This is a genomic window from Brevundimonas sp., assembly GCF_016463485.1.
Lineage (GTDB): Bacteria > Pseudomonadota > Alphaproteobacteria > Caulobacterales > Caulobacteraceae > Brevundimonas.
In genome coordinates this window covers 1-15,025 of record NZ_JAEMRD010000083.1, presented here as the reverse complement: position 1 = coordinate 15,025, position 15,025 = coordinate 1, and the positions used below count along the sequence as shown (strand labels likewise).

Here is a 15,025-nt window from a genome sequence, read left to right as displayed (position 1 = left end):
GACCACGGCCGTCGGCATCGGCGGCGACCCGGTCAAGGGCACCGAGTTCATCGACGTCCTGGAGCTGTTCCTGGCCGACCCCGAGACCACCTCGATCATCATGATCGGCGAGATCGGCGGCGGGGCCGAGGAAGACGCCGCCCAGTTCCTGATCGACGAGGCCAAGAAGGGCCGCAAGAAGCCCATGGCAGGCTTCATCGCGGGCCGCACGGCGCCCAAGGGCCGCACCATGGGCCACGCCGGCGCCGTCGTCTCGGGCGGCAAGGGCGATGCGGAATCCAAGATCGCCGCCATGCAAGCCGCCGGCATCCGCATGTCGGAATCGCCCGCTCGTCTGGGCAAGACATTGGTTGAAGTGCTCAAGGGCTAAGCAGCCCTTGAGCGTCGCGCCTCTGGCGCGAGGCGCTAACGCTCGCGACGCGGTCGCTCGCTGCTTGAGCGCCGGTTGGCGCGGGCGGCCCGTGATATCGTAGGGTTTCGACAGGCTCGCTTCGGCGGGCCTGTCGTCATTGTGGGGCCCGAACGGAGGGCTCGCCATGATCGAACTGCTGGCTGCGCTGAATATCGTGACCCAGGGGCCGCCGCCCCCGCCGGTGCCGCCGACCGACCCGAGGTTCGAGGCCTTCAGGGCCGCCTGCGTGCCGCATCGCCGCGACATCGAGGCGACGGCCGTGATGATGGCGGCCGACGGCTGGGCGATCGTGCCCGATGACGACCATCCCGAGCTGATGGCGACCATGGGAAAGGCGCGGGCCGAGGCGGTCGATCCCGAGCTCCAGATGACCGCGACCTTCACCATCTGGGCCAGGGCGTTCGGCGAGCGGAAATTCTACGTCGTCCTCAACCGCATCCATGCGGTCCTGCGCGAGGAGAAGGACGACGACGGCGACGGCGAAATCCAGGAGTGGGAGGATCGCGACGAGATGACCCTGTTGGGCTGCGGTCTATGGGATTTCGACACGACCGAGCGGATACCGCCCGCAGCCGTCGATGCCTGGGTCGGGACGCCGGCGGTGGAGACCTTCGACCTGCCGGGCGAGATGATCGGCGGGACCTGGAACCTGTACCACATGCTGCCCGGCACGGCCGACGTGAAGGTCGGCTTCATCCCCGAGGGCAGCGATTTCGAGGCCCGGACCGGCTTTTCGGGCGTGGCCATCACCATGAGTTCGGCACCGGAAGACCCGGACGAACCGGAGCCGATCCCGGATGACGAGTCGCACGACCACGCTGAGGAGGACGCCGACTGACCGGCTCCTCGGCATCGTTCGTTCGCGATTTCGGCATCGAAGAGCCCGCCCGACACGAGCCGTTGCAATTTTTGCGGTGGTAAAGGGCATTTTCTATCCCTTTCGCCCCGGTTCGGTCATGACCCGTCAGGAAACAGCGCCTATATGAACCGCAGCTTCACGCAGATGTGACCGTGACGCTTGCCACGATGCGAAAAAAGTCGGGACGACGAATATAATGGCGGACGATGCCGGTCGGCTGAACCAGGTCTTTGCCGAGACCAGCTTCCTCTACGGAGCCAATGCCGCCTTCATCGAGGGTCTGCACGAGCAGTGGGCCGCCGATCCGGCCTCGGTGACGCCGGAGTGGCGCTCCTTCTTCGACCAGCTCAAGGACACGGCCGCAACGGTAACGGCCTCGGGTGCCGCCGGTGGCTGGGGTCGCGGCGCGATCCTGGAACCGACCGAGGAAACCGGCGTGTTCGACGGCGTCTGGCCTGCGCCCAAGCCTGATCCGAAGAAGCCGGCACCGGTCGCCAAGCCTGCCGCCCCGGCCCCCGCCGAAGCCGCTCCGGCTCCATCGGCCGACGCCATCCGCGCCGCCGCTCACGATTCGATCCGCGCCCTGATGCTGATCCGCACCTATCGGGTGCGCGGCCACCTGCACGCCAAGCTGGATCCGCTGGGCATCGAACAGCCGATCCAGAACGCCGAACTGACCCCCGAATTCCACGGCTTCGGCCCGGGCGATCTGGACCGCCCCATCTATCTGGACGGCGTTCTGGGGCTTCAGTACGCGACGGTTCGCGATCTGATGGCCATTCTGGAAAAGACCTACTGTGGTCCGATCGGCATCCAGTACATGCATATCGCCGAGCCCGAGGAAAAGGCCTGGCTGCAGCAGCGGTTCGAGGGTGCCGACAAGTTCGACCGCACCAGCTTTACCAAGGAAGGCAAGCTGGCCATCCTGAACAAGCTGATCGAGGCCGAGGGTTTCGAGCGGTTCAGCCACAAGCGCTTCCCCGGCACCAAGCGATTCGGCCTGGACGGCGGTGAGGCCATGGTTCCGGCGCTGGAGCAGATGATCAAGCGCGGCGGTGCCCTGGGCGTCGACGAGATCGTCATCGGCATGGCCCACCGGGGCCGTCTGAACACCCTCGCGACCGTGATGGGCAAGCCCTACAAGGTCATCTTCCACGAGTTCCAGGGCGGCTCGGCCGTGCCCTCGGACGTCGAGGGTTCGGGCGACGTCAAATACCACATGGGCGCCTCGTCGGACCGCGAGTTCGACGGACGCAAGGTCCACCTGTCGCTGACCGCAAACCCCTCGCACCTTGAGATCGTCAACCCGGTTGTGCTGGGCAAGGCGCGGGCGAAACAGGCGTTCGACATCCGCGAGGCCAACGCGGGCCTGCCCGAAAGCCAGTGGGCGCTGGACCGCACCAAGGTCATGCCCCTGCTGATCCACGGCGACGCCGCCTTCGCCGGCCAGGGCGTGGTCGCCGAATGCTTCGCCCTGATGGGGCTGAAGGGCTATCGCACCGGCGGGACGATGCATTTCGTCATCAACAACCAGATCGGCTTCACGACCAGCCCGCGTAACTCGCGCTCGACGCCCTATTGCTCGGACGTCGCCCTGATGGTCCAGGCCCCGATCCTGCACGTCAACGGCGACGACCCCGAAGCCGTGGTCTTTGCGGCCAAGGTGGCCACCGAGTTCCGCCAGAAATTCCACAAGGACGTGGTGGTGGACATGTTCTGCTACCGCCGATACGGCCACAACGAAGGCGATGATCCGACCTTCACCCAGCCCCTGATGTATTCCAAGATCCGCGCCCTGTCCTCGACGCGCGAGATCTATGGCCGCCAGCTGGTCGGCGAGGGCGTCCTGTCCGAGGCCGAAGCCGATGCCCTGGTCATGAAGTTCGAAGCCTGGCTGGACGAACAGTTCGAGGCCGGCAAGACCTTCCAGGCCGACAAGGCCGACTGGATGGACGGTCAGTGGAAGGGCGTGGGTCACGCCGAGGACGACGAGCGTCGCGGCAAGACCGAGGTCCCGGCCGACAAGCTGCGTGACTACGGCCATCGGCTGACGACCATCCCGAACTCGATCGACATGCACAAGACGCTGAAGCGCGTCATCGAGGCGCGTCGCGAGGCGATCGACACCGGCAACATCGACTGGGCCACGGCCGAAAGCCTGGCCTTCGCCTCGCTGCTGGACGAAGGCTTCCCGATCCGTCTGTCGGGTCAGGATTCGGTGCGCGGCACCTTCTCGCAACGCCACTCGGGCATCATCGATCAGACGACCGAGGAACGGTATATCCCGCTCAACAACCTGCGCGAGGGCCAGTCCCATTTCGAGGTGATCGACTCGGCCCTGTCGGAAGAGGCCGTGCTGGGCTTCGAGTACGGATACTCGCTGGCCGACCCCAACACCCTGGTCATGTGGGAAGGCCAGTTCGGCGACTTCGTCAACGGGGCCCAGGTCGTGATCGACCAGTTCATCACCTCGGGCGAACGCAAATGGCTGCGGATGAGTGGCCTGACCATGCTGCTGCCGCACGGCTATGAGGGCCAGGGGCCGGAACACTCCTCGGCCCGCCTCGAGCGCTTCCTGCAACAGTGCGCCGAGGACAATATCCAGGTCGCCAACTGCACGACGCCCGCCCAGTATTTCCACATCCTGCGTCGCCAGATGCAGCGGCCGTTCCGCAAGCCGCTGGTCATCATGACGCCCAAGAGCCTGCTGCGGCACAAGAAGGCGGTGTCCTCCGTCGCCGACATGGCCGAGGGTTCGTCCTTCCACCGCGTCCTGCACGACGACGCCCAGACCCGCCCCGAAATCTCGGGCATCAAGATCAAGGCCGACAAGGACATCCGCCGCGTCGTCCTGTGTTCGGGCAAGGTCTATTACGACCTGCTGGACGTGCGAGAGAAGAAGGTTGCGGCCGGCGAGCCCTGCGACGACGTCTATCTGCTGCGGCTTGAACAGTTCTATCCGTGGCCGATGAAGTCGGTCTCGACCGAACTGGCCCGGTTCCCGAACGCCGAACTGGTCTGGTGCCAGGAAGAGCCCAAGAACATGGGGGGCTGGACCTTCGTCGATCCGTGGCTTGAGCTGACGCTCGACAAGCTGAAGATCAAGGCCAAGCGCGCCCGTTACGTCGGTCGCCCGGCCTCGGCCTCGACCGCCGCCGGACTGATGAGCCGCCACCTCAAGGAACTGAAGGCCTTCACCGACGAGGCCTTCGCCTGACCGCCCGTCCCGGATAACGGCCTGGCCGTTTCCGGGATGACAAATGACCGCCCCGGCTCCCCTTAGGGGCGAGCTTGCCCTATATACCGCCACGCCCGAAACGACCGGAACCTTCCCATGGCCGACATCCTGACCCCCACGCTTGGTGAATCCGTTTCGGAGGCCACGATCGGCAAATGGACCAAGAAGGTCGGCGATCCGGTCAAGAAGGACGAGGTCCTGGTCGAGCTGGAAACCGACAAGGTCTCGCTGGAAGTCGTCGCCCCCGCTGACGGCACCCTGTCCGACATCAAGGCCGCAGACGGCGACACAGTTGTTCCCGGAACGGTTCTGGGCGTCGTGACCGAGGGTGCCGCGGCCTCTGCCGCCCCCGCCAAAGCCGCCCCGGCCGCTGCCGTCACCTCCGTTCCCGCCACGCCGGCTGCGCCCGCCGCCGCTCCCGCACCCGTCCCTGCCGCCGCTTCCGGCGGTTCGGTCTCGATCGCCGTCCCGACCATGGGCGAGAGCGTCGCCGAGGGCACGATGGGCAAGTGGCTCAAGGCCAATGGTGAAGCTGTCAAGAAGGACGAGGTCCTGGTCGAGATCGAGACCGACAAGGTCGCGGTCGAGGTCTCCGCCCCCGCCGACGGCGTGCTGACCATCTCGGCCGACGAAGGTTCGACCGTGACGCCGGGCCAGAGCATCGGCTCGATCGCTGCGGGTGCCGGTGCGGCTGCCGCGGCTCCCGCCGCCGCGCCGTCCGCCTCCGCCAATGCGGGTTCGGCCCAGATCAAGTCGGGCGGCGCCACCCTGTCGCCCGCCGTCCAGCGCGTGGTGACCGAGAACAATCTCGATCCCAAGGCCATCGCCGCCACGGGACCCAAGGGCAACATCACCAAGGGCGATGCCCTGGCTGCCGCCGCCGCGCCCGCTCCGGCCGCTGCGCCGGCAACCGCTCCGAAGCCTGCCGCCGCCATCACGCCCCGTGCCGACCAGCCGCGCGAGGAGCGGGTCAAGATGACCCGCCTGCGCCAGACCATCGCGCGTCGCCTGAAGGAATCCCAGAACACGGCCGCCCAGCTGACCACCTTTAACGAGGTGGACATGACCCAGGTCATGGCCCTGCGCACCGCCTACAAGGACGCCTTCGAAAAGCGCCACGGGGTCAAGCTCGGCTTCATGAGCTTCTTCACCAAGGCGGTGGTCAACGCCCTGCACGAGATCCCGGCCGTCAACGCCGAGATCGACGGCACCGACATCATCTACAAGAACCACTACGACATCGGCGTCGCCGTCGGCACCGACAAGGGTCTGGTGGTTCCGGTCCTGCGTGACGCCGACACCCTGTCGCTCGCCGGCATCGAAATGGGCATCGCCGACCTGGGCAAGGCCGCCCGCGACGGGCATCTGACGATGGACCAGCTCCAGGGCGGCACCTTCACCATCACCAACGGCGGCACCTATGGGTCGCTGATGTCGACGCCGATCCTGAACGCGCCCCAGTCGGGCATCCTGGGCATGCACAACATCGTCCAGCGCCCGATGGCCATCAACGGCGAGGTCAAGATCCGCCCGATGATGTACCTGGCCCTCAGCTACGACCACCGCATCGTCGACGGCAAGGAAGCCGTGACCTTCCTCGTCCGCGTCAAGGAACACCTGGAAGACCCGCAGCGGTTCCTGCTGGATCTGTAAGGCGAAAAGGCGGGCGATGACCGAGCTGGAAGTCGCCCGCTTTTCCACCCTTCCTGAAGGCGAACTGGCCGTCGCGATCCTGCGCAATCACGGGATCGATGCGCGCCTGCCCGACCGCGATATGGCGACGATGAATCCCGATCTTCTGATCGCCATCGGCAACGTCCGGGTCGTTGCGCCCGATCACCAGGTCCAGGCGGCGCGGGATCTGATCGCCCGTGTCCGCGCCGGCGAGTTCGCGCAGGAGGCGGAGCCCGAGACCGGCGACTGGACGATCGAGGCCATCCCGGGTCGCGTCGGCGATCTCGACGAAGGCGAGATCAGAGGTGTCCTGACGCAGGTCAAAAAGGCGGGTGCGATCGTCCTGATCCTGGCCTTCGTCGTCTTCCCGGTCTTCAGCTGCGTGATGATGGCCGGGGGCTATTAGGGGCGATCGCCGCCAGTCCCGCTGATGAAACGCCTGCGGTTCTCGCGCCACTCGTCCGCCGTCTGGCCCCACACATTGATCGTCGCGCTCTCGAACGGCGGCGGCAGGCGGCCCGGGCCACGGTTGCTTGAACCCAGACGGGCCGCGACCCTTGCCGACGCGAGGTTTTCCGGATCGATGGCGTGGATCACATCGGTCCAGCCGAGGACGTCGACCGCATAGTCCATCGACGCCACGGCGGCCTCGACCGCATAGCCCTTGCCCATGGCGTCGCGATGCAGGCTCCAGCCGACCTCCGTGCCCGGCCAGCCGTGGGGTTGCCACGGCCCGATCCGGCCCATCCACTGGCCGCTCGCCTTCTCGATCAGCGAAAAGAAGCCGATCCCCGTCAGGGTCCAGGCCCCGGCGACGGACATCATGGCGCGCCAGACCTGGGCCGGGGTCTGGGCCCCACCGATGAAGCGGGTGGTCTCCGGGTCCGACTGGAAATCGCACCAGCGCTCGAAGTCCGACGCCGCCGTCGGCCGCAGGATCAGCCGTTCGGTCTCGATCGTCGGGCCGGGTGCTTGCGAGAGGGCAGGGGTCACAGCGGGTACTCCCGTTCGAGCTGATAGAAGCTGCCGTCGTCGCTGAGCGTGCTGGAATACAGGCCGAAGCGGTCGATCGGGATGGCCGGCGAATGCAGCAGGTTGTGACCGGCGATCCAGGCCGCGATCCGGTCCGGATTGGTCTGGGTCTTCAGATAGGCAAGGGTCAGGTGCGGCCTGTAGGTGCGCTTCTCCATGCGGATGCCCGCCCGTTCCGCCGCCGCCTTGCAGCGCCCGGCCAGGACGTTCAGCCGCTCGTTCGCCTCCACCCCGGCCCACAGGGTGGTCGAGCGGTGGTCGTCGCCGAACGCGCCCACGCCTTTCAGTTCGATATCGAACCGGCCGGACGGGATGCGGGCCAGTTCGGCGGCGAGATCATCGGCTTGCGTCTCGGTGACCTCGCCATAGAAGGCCAGAGTGACATGCAGGGCCTCTTCGGGTCGCCAGCGCGCGCCGGGCAGGCCGGTCTGGCGACGCTTGAGGGTCTCCACGACATCCCAGGGCATGGACAGGGCGGTGAACAGCCGGATCATGCGACCCTTGGTAGCGGCCGGGATCAGAATCGGAAAGTCCGCATTCCCTTGCGTGAGGGGCGATCTGCCCCGATATTCACGCCTAGGCCGGGGGTTTGCCCCGGCATCATGGGAGATTGATCTCGCGATGAGCGACTTCAGAAACGGTTTCACCAATGTGGCGCCTGCCTCGGCCGACATGTCGGTCGACACCGGCCTGCGCAGCTTCATGCTGGGCGTTTATAACAAGGTCGCGATCGGCCTGGTGATCTCGGCGGCCCTGGCCTGGGTCACGGGATCGTTCGAGCCCGTGCGTGACCTGCTGTATGTGACCCAGGTCTTCCCGGACGGCGTCACTCGCCTGACCGGCATGACCATCCTGGGCATGATCGTGGCCTTCGCGCCCTTGGTGGTGCTGCTGGGCTCGGGCTTCGTGATGAAGAACCCGACGGCGGCGACGGCCGGCGGCCTCTACTGGCTGATCGTGGCCCTGATCGGTGCCTCGATGGGCACGGTCGTGCTGGTCTATACCGGCGCTTCGGTGGTCTCGACCTTCCTGATCACGGCGGCGGCCTTCGGTGCGCTGAGCCTGTGGGGCTATACGACCAAGAAGGACCTGTCGGGCTTCGGCAGCTTCCTGATCATCGGCGTGATCGGCCTGATCATCGCCTCGCTGGTCAACATGTTCCTGCAGAACGGCCTGATGCAGCTGATCATCTCGGCAGTTGGCGTCCTGCTGTTCGCCGGCCTCACGGCCTATGACACCCAGCGTCTGAAGATGACCTACTACCAGCTGGGCGGAGACCAGAATGCGATGGGCGTGGCCACCAGCTACGGCGCGCTGAGCCTGTACATCAACTTCATCAACATGTTCCAGTTCATGCTGGCCCTGTTCGGCGGTCGCCGCTGACGAAACATCTCCTCCCCGTCGCCGCTTGGCGATGGGGAGGGGGACCGCGAAGCGGTGGAGGGGCTGTGACCGCGGGCACTAGGTCTGGGGTCAGAGCCCCTCCGTCACGCCGCTGAAGAATCGCCGCGCCACCTCCCCACCGCTTCGCGATGGGAAGGATACAAAAAGAGGCCCCGGTGGAAGCACCGGGGCCTTTTTCTACTCCACCACCTGGAATTTGCGGCTGTCGAAGACGCGCAGCACCTGGGGCAGCTCGCGACCGCGCTTGAGCACGACACCGCCCTCGCCGATCACCGCCCACTGGCCCTGACGGGTCTGAAGCGCCGGCCGCTTCTCGATCCGGTACAGGGGCGCGTCGCCCGAGCGGCGATAGACGGCGAACTCGGCGACGTCCTTGTGTCCGACCATCGCATAGTCGCGCCACTCGCCGGCCGCGACCATCCGGCCATAGACCCGCAGGATAAGATCCAGCTCGCGCCGCTCGAAGAAGACGGGTCCGGCCTGGGGCCGGTTGTCGGGGGAGGGGGGATCAAGGCTCATCCCCCTGAAGTTAGGACGGCCGCATGCCGGACGCCACGGGGCAGACCGGCTGAATCATGCGGTCCGGAAAAATGCACGCGACACGAAATGGCCCCGTTTCGGTCCATCGCCCGCCCGCTTGGACGGCGAAACAGCTCTTGTCGGCCCCTCGGAGTTCGGAAGCGTCCCGGATCCTGAACAGCCCCCCCCAGCCCCCCTGGATGTTTCCAGCTACGGGCTCCGACGGGCCGGCGCTTCCTCCAAAGCGAGACGCCCGTCCTGCCTCCCTCCCCCCAATGGCACGGCGGGCGTTTTGCTGTCTGGATCAGGCCGGGTCGTCCGACGGGGTTTCCGGCGCGGAGGCTTCAGGCGCTGTCGCCTCGGGCGTTGCGGCCGCATCGCCCGCCGCGTCGCCCAGGCTGACATCGACGGTCTCGTCCCCACGCTTGACGTGAAGCACGACCGGCCCGCCGGGGACGATCCACTGGAACAAGGCTGAGTTCAGCCCGGTCATGTCCGCGATCGGCGTCTCGCCCACCGAGATGACGACATCACCGGCCATCAGCCCCTGCTGAGCGGCTTGCGATCCCCCGCCCACCGACGAGACGATGACACCGGTCACGCCGTCGAGATCATCGGCCGCCTCGACGGCGCGGAACTGGGCCCCGAAGGCTTCGGTGGCGCTCGTGCCGTTCGCCACGGTGATCGGCGTGATCTCCTCCACCGTCATGGAGGTCGTGTGCTCGCGCCCGTCGCGCAGATAGACCAGGGCCAGCGCCGCTCCCGGTGGTGCGATGCCGACCGTGGCGTTGACCGAGCCGGCATTGGCGACCGGACGGTTCTGGATCCGGGTGATAATGTCGCGACGACGCAGGCCCGCGCGCTCGGCGGCCGAGCCCGGAGCCACGTCCTCGACGACGGCACCACGCACGATGCCCAGGCCGAAGTCACGCGCCCGTTCGGCGGTCAGGGAGCCCATGATAGCACCCGTCCGGCCGCGCTTGACCTCGCCGTTCTCGCGGATCTGGCCGACGACATAGTTGAGGATCCGGGTCGGGACGGCGAAGGCGATGCCGTCATTGCCCCCGCCGCCGCCGAACATGTCCGATCCCCCCGACAGGATGGAGGTGTTGATGCCGATCAGCCTGCCCCGGCTGTCCAGCAGCGGTCCGCCCGAGTTCCCCGAGTTCACCGCCGCGTCGGTCTGGATATAGTCCTCGACCGCATCGCCCAGCCCGGTGCGACCCAGGCCCGAGATCACCCCCATGGTCAGGGTCTGGTCAAGACCGAGGGGATAGCCGACCGCAAAGGCCAGATCGCCTGTGCGCAAGGTGTCGGAATCGACCATCTCGACCTCGGCCAGACCGGTCGCCTTGATCTTGAGAACGGCGACGTCGGTCGCCTTGTCGGTCCCGATCAGCTCGGCGTCGAACAGCCGGCCGTCGCTCATGTCGACCGTGTATTTGGTGCCGCCGTCGATCACGTGGTTGTTGGTGACGATGATGCCTTCGGCTGCGTCGATGATGACGCCCGAGCCGGTCTGCAGAGGCTTGGCCTCGTTATCGCCCGAGGTCGGGCCGCGCGAGCTTCCCAGGGTCGTTACCTGGACCACGGCGGGAAGCGCGTCCTCCAGACCGTTGGCGAAGCTGAACACCCCGCGCCGCTCGTCATAGGGGATGGCGAACCGGGGCAGTCCGCCGATCTGGGCCTGGGCGAGGCTGGTTGTCACCGGAACCAGGGTGAGCGCCAGCGCCATCGCCGAACCCGCCAGAAACACAGTACGCCGCATGGTCATCCCCCGGGCCACGCTGATCTTTCCCGCGCGCCGAAGCAGCAACCTAGCGTGTGAAATGCGCCGTGACGATGGCTCCCGGAGCGGCGTCATCAATCATCATCTCGGCCCCATGCCGGCGCAGGATGGCCCGTACGAAGGTCAGGCCGAGGCCATGGCTCTCGCGGCCTTCGGCGTCGGCGGCGGCGGATCGCAGGGCCGCGTCGGCCAATCGCTCCGGATCGATCCCCGGCCCCTGATCCGCCACCGACAGCCCCGGCCGGTCGCCGTCGTGAAACGCGCGCAGCGTCACGGTCCCGCCGGGCGGAGAGAATTTGATCGCGTTGTCCACCAGGTTGGCGACGGCCCGCTGCAACAGCGACGACACCCCCAGCACGCTGACGCTGTCGGCCTGCACGACGAGACAAACGCCCTGTTCCTCGGCCAGCGGCTCGTACAGATCGGCGACCGAGGCCAGCAATCGGTCCAGCGCCACCGTCTCGAACCGCCAGGCCTCGCCTTCGCGCAGGGCCATGGCCTCGTTCATGGCCCGGGTCAGGGCGCGCAGGTCCTGAGCCGCCTCCAGCCCCAGCCGGCTGCGCTCGGCCGTATCGCCGGCCTCCTGCAGTCGTTCCAGCCGGGCCGTGGCGCGGGCCAGGGGGGTGCGGAAATCGTGGGCCAGCTGATCGGCCGAATCCCGGAGCCAGCTCAGCAGCTCCTCCAGCCGGTCCAGGGTGCGGTTGGCCTGGACCGTGAGTTCGGTCAGCTCCGGCGCCACCCCGACCTCGGGCGCGCGTCTGGAAAAGTCCCCGACGGCGGCGCGGTCCAGGGCCTGGGACACCTCGGTGATGGCATGGGTCAGGCGGCGCCGCGCATAGGTGGCGGCGGTCAGGCCCGAGATCAGGATCACCGCCCCGGTGATCAGAACCGACAGTACCGCCCAGCCCCACGCCTGGCCCGACCGGTCCACGACCCGACCCACGGCGATGTCCAGCGAGCCGACGCTGCGCCGGACCATCACCACCTCGACCGCGCGGCCGGGACACAGCACGCCCCGGTGCAGGGTGACGCGATAGGTGTCCGGCCCCAGCCCCGGCATCCGGGCGGTGGGGGCGGTTTCCAGCGCGGCGAGGCCCGCGGGCTTGCCGACCGGGGCCCGGATGAAGCGCACACCCGCCCCGCCCCGACCGGTGCGGCAGGTCTGTTCCAGGGTCGCCCCATCGCGTTCGGGGCCGCTCTGGAACACGCTGAGCCAGGCCGACAGATAGGCCGCGTCGCCGGCCGTCAGGCTGGACGCCGTCAGGCTGGACTCGGCCCCCAGCTTGGACACCATGGCGGCATAGTCGGCGGAGGCGGCCAGGGCGGCCTGCTGGCGTTGATCAGTGCGGACGGCATGGCCCGTGGCGAACAGGGAGCCTGTCAGGGCCACGGCCGCCATGACCGCCAGGGCCGAGGCCAGCTGGGTCGAGGTCCGCTGCCCCAGCCAGTCCCTGAACCCCTGCCACAGTGCCATCGGCGATCAGCGCCCGATATCGAGGTCGCGGAACACCAGGCTCTGGCTGCGCGCCGAGACGATCAGCGGATGCAGGTCCTCGCCCAGTTCGGGTGCCTGTTCCTTCAGCCGACGCCGCAGGGCGCTGATCCGGGCGTCGATGATGTTGACGAAATTGTCCGGCAGGAAATTCCACTCGACCCAGCACCGGTCCCACAGCATCTGCTTGGTCACCGGCTGGCCCCGCGCGCTCATCAGCTCGCAGACGATGGCGAACTCCAGCGGCGACAGGTCGACCAGATGCGGCGGCTGACCCGGCATCTCCAGCTTCAGGGTGCGCGCGCCCGGCGACAGGCGGAAGGGCCCGTTCAGGATGTCGGTGCCCGCAGGCTTCGCGTGGCGGACGGTGCGACGCAGCTGGGCCGCGATCCGGGCCAGCAACTCCTCATCGCCGACCGGCTTGGCCAGATAGTCGTCGGCCCCGCCCAGCAGCCCCTCGACCTTCTGACGCTCACCCCCCAGCGCCGTCAGCATCAGGGCCGGGGCGTCCGATGACGGCCCGCCTGTCGAGCGCAGCCGCTTCAGCGTCTCCAGCCCGTCCAGCCCGGCGGTCAGTCGATCCAGGATCAGGACGTCATAGGCGGTGGCGGCGGCGGCCTCCAGCGCCGCCTCGCCGCGATCGACCCGGTCCACGGCCGCGAACCCGGCTTTCAACAGGCGTTCGGCGACGTGTTCCGACAGGGCCGGGTCGTCCTCAAGCAACAGGACGTTGCGACCGGCGAACATGGCCGACAGCGCGATGAACGGATCGGCGTCGGCGTCCGGTTTGAAATCCTGTCCGCTGTCCATCCTGCCCGGTCTCCGCCCTGGGCCACGATAAAACCCTGAACCGGAATGACAATGCTAAGCTGGCTGATCCTTTCTGACGGACGCGCGTTTCGGTGCGGCCTTTTCACCTTTGCGGACCCCTCCATGAAATCCTTGCCGTTCATCGTCGTCGCCGGCCTTGCCGTGACCGCCTGCCAGACCGCGCCCGTCGCCAACGCGGGCTTCCTGAGCCGGTACGACGGACTGGTGACGCGCGAGGACACCATCCGCGCCTCGATCCGCCAGACCCGCGACGACGCCGAGGCCACCAGAGTCGAGGCCGTCTTCCTGGAACCCGCCGTTCTGGTTGGCGATGCCGGAGCCGGCCTGAGCGACGAAGACAGGGCTCAGGTCCTGCGCGAGGTCGATCGCCAGATCTGCTACGAGGTCAGCGAACGGTTCACGGTGGCGACCGCCCCGACCGGGTCGGCGCGTCTTCGGACCGGCGTGGTGGGCATCCGTCCGACGGGCGGCGCGGCGGGCGGCGTCTCGGCCGTCGCCAATGCCTTCATTCCCGGCCCCGGAACCTTCCGTGTGCCCGGCACCACGGGCGGTCTGGCCGTCGAGAGCGAACTGCTGAGCCAGAGCGGGTCCCAGATCGCGGCCCTGGCCTGGGCGCGCAATGCCAATGTCGTGGGCACCGACACCCCGTCCCTGTCGCGCATCGGTGACGCCCTCCAGCTGGCCGAGCCGCTGGGCGATACGGTCGGCGACACCATCTCCCAGCCCGATCGACCGGTGCGCGACATCGCCGATCCCGACCCCTGCGCCGCCTATGGCCCCCGCACCCAGCCCGCCGGCTTCGTCGCCCGCCTGGTCACGGGCCTCTATGTGCCCCAGATCAATACGGGCACGGCGGCGGAGAAGCCGAAGGATTGATCGGCAGTCCTATTTGCAGGCGATCAGGCGGCTCACGACGGGCAGCTCAGTCATGGAATAATATCCTATCATCCTCTTGCTGTGGGCCGTGCTCGTCGCCATCTCGGCTGCGGGTCGTGGCGCTCGGTCCAGAGGTCTTTGACATGGCGAAGGGGGCGAGCCCTGGTGGGGCAGATGTCCCGATTTCGCATAATCTGCACGCGGCTTCCTGGCGTTGGTTCGCTAACGCCTTGATTTTAAACGACCCGACTCCAGTGCTCTTCGGTTTGTGTCACCCAAATTTCTGTCACGGTGACATTTCCGGACGGTCAGGCTTCCGGTGGGCTGGAAAGCGTCCTCAGAACGCACTTTCGCCTGTGATCGCCCGGCCCAGGATCAGTGCGTGGACGTCGTGGGCGCCTTCGTAGGTGTTGACGGTTTCCAGGTTCATGGCGTGGCGCATGACGTGGAGTTCGCCGGTGATGCCGGCCCCGCCGTGCATGTCGCGGGCCTCGCGGGCGATGGCCAGGGCCTTGCCGCAGTTGTTGCGCTTCATCAGGCTGATGGCCTCGGGCACCCAGGCGCCGGTGTCGATCAGCCGGCCCAGGGCATAGGCCCCCTCGAAGCCGAGGAAGATCTCGGTCTGCATGTCGGCCAGCTTCTTCTGCACCAGTTGGCGCGAGGACAGGGGACGGCCGAACAACATGCGCTCGGCGACATAGTCGCGCGTGGCGTGGAAACAGAATTCGGCGGCCCCCATGGCCCCCCAGGCGATGCCGTACCGCGCCTTGTTCAGGCAACTGAACGGCCCGCGCAGGCCTTTCACGCCGGGCAGCAGATTGGCCTCGGGCACGAAGACGTCGTTCAGCCCGATATCGCCGGTGATCGAGGCGCGCAGGCTCAGCTTGTCGCCGATCTTG

At 67.4% G+C, this 15,025-nt stretch carries 13 protein-coding genes and 1 pseudogene; 7 read left to right on the top strand and 7 right to left on the bottom strand.

Annotation, left to right across the window (positions count from 1 at the left end; genetic code table 11):
* The 5 genes and pseudogenes from JHC99_RS12115 to JHC99_RS12095 all read left to right on the top strand — a co-directional run.
* Positions 1-370: pseudogene (locus JHC99_RS12115) on the top strand (succinate--CoA ligase subunit alpha); the annotation flags it as partial.
* A 166-nt stretch (positions 371-536) separates the two neighbouring features.
* Entirely contained in the window at positions 537-1,250 is a 714-nt protein-coding gene (locus tag JHC99_RS12110; RefSeq protein ID WP_292154556.1) for a hypothetical protein, read from the top strand.
* 217 nt (positions 1,251-1,467) lie between these two features.
* The gene (locus JHC99_RS12105; protein WP_292154554.1) at positions 1,468-4,488 is read left to right on the top strand and encodes a 2-oxoglutarate dehydrogenase E1 component; all 3,021 of its coding nucleotides are present in this window, start codon (positions 1,468-1,470) and stop codon (positions 4,486-4,488) included.
* 117 nt (positions 4,489-4,605) lie between these two features.
* Positions 4,606-6,162 carry a 2-oxoglutarate dehydrogenase complex dihydrolipoyllysine-residue succinyltransferase gene (gene odhB / locus JHC99_RS12100; protein WP_292154553.1) on the top strand — a complete coding sequence of 519 codons (1,557 nt, stop codon included), beginning with the start codon at positions 4,606-4,608 and terminating at the stop codon, positions 6,160-6,162.
* A 16-nt stretch (positions 6,163-6,178) separates the two neighbouring features.
* A complete protein-coding gene (locus JHC99_RS12095) occupies positions 6,179-6,589 on the top strand; it encodes a hypothetical protein (RefSeq protein ID WP_292154551.1) in 411 nt (136 codons plus the stop codon).
* Here the strand turns inward: JHC99_RS12095 and JHC99_RS12090 are convergent.
* Both JHC99_RS12090 and thpR read right to left on the bottom strand, forming a co-directional pair.
* On the bottom strand, positions 6,586-7,176 hold the full coding sequence (locus tag JHC99_RS12090) for a GNAT family N-acetyltransferase (protein ID WP_292154549.1): 591 nt from the start codon (positions 7,174-7,176) through the stop codon (positions 6,586-6,588). The two genes, JHC99_RS12095 and JHC99_RS12090, sit on opposite strands and share 4 nt — an antisense overlap.
* Positions 7,173-7,709: an RNA 2',3'-cyclic phosphodiesterase gene (thpR, locus tag JHC99_RS12085; RefSeq protein WP_292154548.1), complete on the bottom strand. Its 537-nt coding sequence runs from the start codon at positions 7,707-7,709 to the stop codon at positions 7,173-7,175. Before thpR ends, JHC99_RS12090 begins: the two co-directional genes overlap by 4 nt.
* A 127-nt stretch (positions 7,710-7,836) precedes the next feature.
* Between thpR and JHC99_RS12080 the strand changes: the two genes are divergently transcribed.
* The gene (locus tag JHC99_RS12080) at positions 7,837-8,598 is read left to right on the top strand and encodes a Bax inhibitor-1/YccA family protein (protein WP_292154545.1); all 762 of its coding nucleotides are present in this window, start codon (positions 7,837-7,839) and stop codon (positions 8,596-8,598) included.
* Between the two features lie 198 nt (positions 8,599-8,796).
* Here JHC99_RS12080 and JHC99_RS12075 read toward each other — a convergent pair whose 3' ends face one another.
* The 4 genes from JHC99_RS12075 to JHC99_RS12060 all read right to left on the bottom strand — a co-directional run bounded on the left by JHC99_RS12075 (position 8,797) and on the right by JHC99_RS12060 (position 13,229).
* On the bottom strand, positions 8,797-9,138 hold the full coding sequence (locus JHC99_RS12075) for a DUF2794 domain-containing protein (RefSeq protein ID WP_292154544.1): 342 nt from the start codon (positions 9,136-9,138) through the stop codon (positions 8,797-8,799).
* Positions 9,139-9,442: 304 nt separating this feature from the next.
* The gene (locus tag JHC99_RS12070) at positions 9,443-10,906 is read right to left on the bottom strand and encodes a trypsin-like peptidase domain-containing protein (RefSeq protein WP_292154542.1); all 1,464 of its coding nucleotides are present in this window, start codon (positions 10,904-10,906) and stop codon (positions 9,443-9,445) included.
* Between the two features lie 49 nt (positions 10,907-10,955).
* Positions 10,956-12,401, bottom strand: a complete 1,446-nt coding sequence (locus tag JHC99_RS12065; protein ID WP_292154540.1) for an ATP-binding protein — start codon at positions 12,399-12,401, stop codon at positions 10,956-10,958.
* A 6-nt stretch (positions 12,402-12,407) separates the two neighbouring features.
* The gene (locus tag JHC99_RS12060) at positions 12,408-13,229 is read right to left on the bottom strand and encodes a response regulator transcription factor (protein ID WP_292154538.1); all 822 of its coding nucleotides are present in this window, start codon (positions 13,227-13,229) and stop codon (positions 12,408-12,410) included.
* Positions 13,230-13,352: 123 nt separating this feature from the next.
* Between JHC99_RS12060 and JHC99_RS12055 the strand changes: the two genes are divergently transcribed.
* The gene (locus JHC99_RS12055) at positions 13,353-14,126 is read left to right on the top strand and encodes a DUF3313 family protein (RefSeq protein WP_292154536.1); all 774 of its coding nucleotides are present in this window, start codon (positions 13,353-13,355) and stop codon (positions 14,124-14,126) included.
* A 337-nt stretch (positions 14,127-14,463) separates the two neighbouring features.
* Here the strand turns inward: JHC99_RS12055 and JHC99_RS12050 are convergent.
* Positions 14,464-15,025 (bottom strand): acyl-CoA dehydrogenase family protein (locus JHC99_RS12050; protein WP_292154534.1); only part of this gene is annotated, 562 nt, incomplete at its 5' end.

What these genes read in the sequence shown, in the direction of transcription:
- JHC99_RS12110 (WP_292154556.1), top strand. Translation starts at nt 537, where the DNA reads ATGATCGAACTGCTGGCTGCGCTGAATATCGTGACCCAGGGGCCGCCG.
- JHC99_RS12105 (WP_292154554.1), top strand. Translation starts at nt 1,468, where the DNA reads ATGGCGGACGATGCCGGTCGGCTGAACCAGGTCTTTGCCGAGACCAGC.
- odhB (WP_292154553.1), top strand. Translation starts at nt 4,606, where the DNA reads ATGGCCGACATCCTGACCCCCACGCTTGGTGAATCCGTTTCGGAGGCC.
- JHC99_RS12095 (WP_292154551.1), top strand. Translation starts at nt 6,179, where the DNA reads ATGACCGAGCTGGAAGTCGCCCGCTTTTCCACCCTTCCTGAAGGCGAA.
- thpR (WP_292154548.1), bottom strand. Translation starts at nt 7,709, where the DNA reads ATGATCCGGCTGTTCACCGCCCTGTCCATGCCCTGGGATGTCGTGGAG.
- JHC99_RS12080 (WP_292154545.1), top strand. Translation starts at nt 7,837, where the DNA reads ATGAGCGACTTCAGAAACGGTTTCACCAATGTGGCGCCTGCCTCGGCC.
- JHC99_RS12075 (WP_292154544.1), bottom strand. Translation starts at nt 9,138, where the DNA reads ATGAGCCTTGATCCCCCCTCCCCCGACAACCGGCCCCAGGCCGGACCC.
- JHC99_RS12070 (WP_292154542.1), bottom strand. Translation starts at nt 10,906, where the DNA reads ATGCGGCGTACTGTGTTTCTGGCGGGTTCGGCGATGGCGCTGGCGCTC.
- JHC99_RS12065 (WP_292154540.1), bottom strand. Translation starts at nt 12,401, where the DNA reads ATGGCACTGTGGCAGGGGTTCAGGGACTGGCTGGGGCAGCGGACCTCG.
- JHC99_RS12060 (WP_292154538.1), bottom strand. Translation starts at nt 13,229, where the DNA reads ATGGACAGCGGACAGGATTTCAAACCGGACGCCGACGCCGATCCGTTC.
- JHC99_RS12055 (WP_292154536.1), top strand. Translation starts at nt 13,353, where the DNA reads ATGAAATCCTTGCCGTTCATCGTCGTCGCCGGCCTTGCCGTGACCGCC.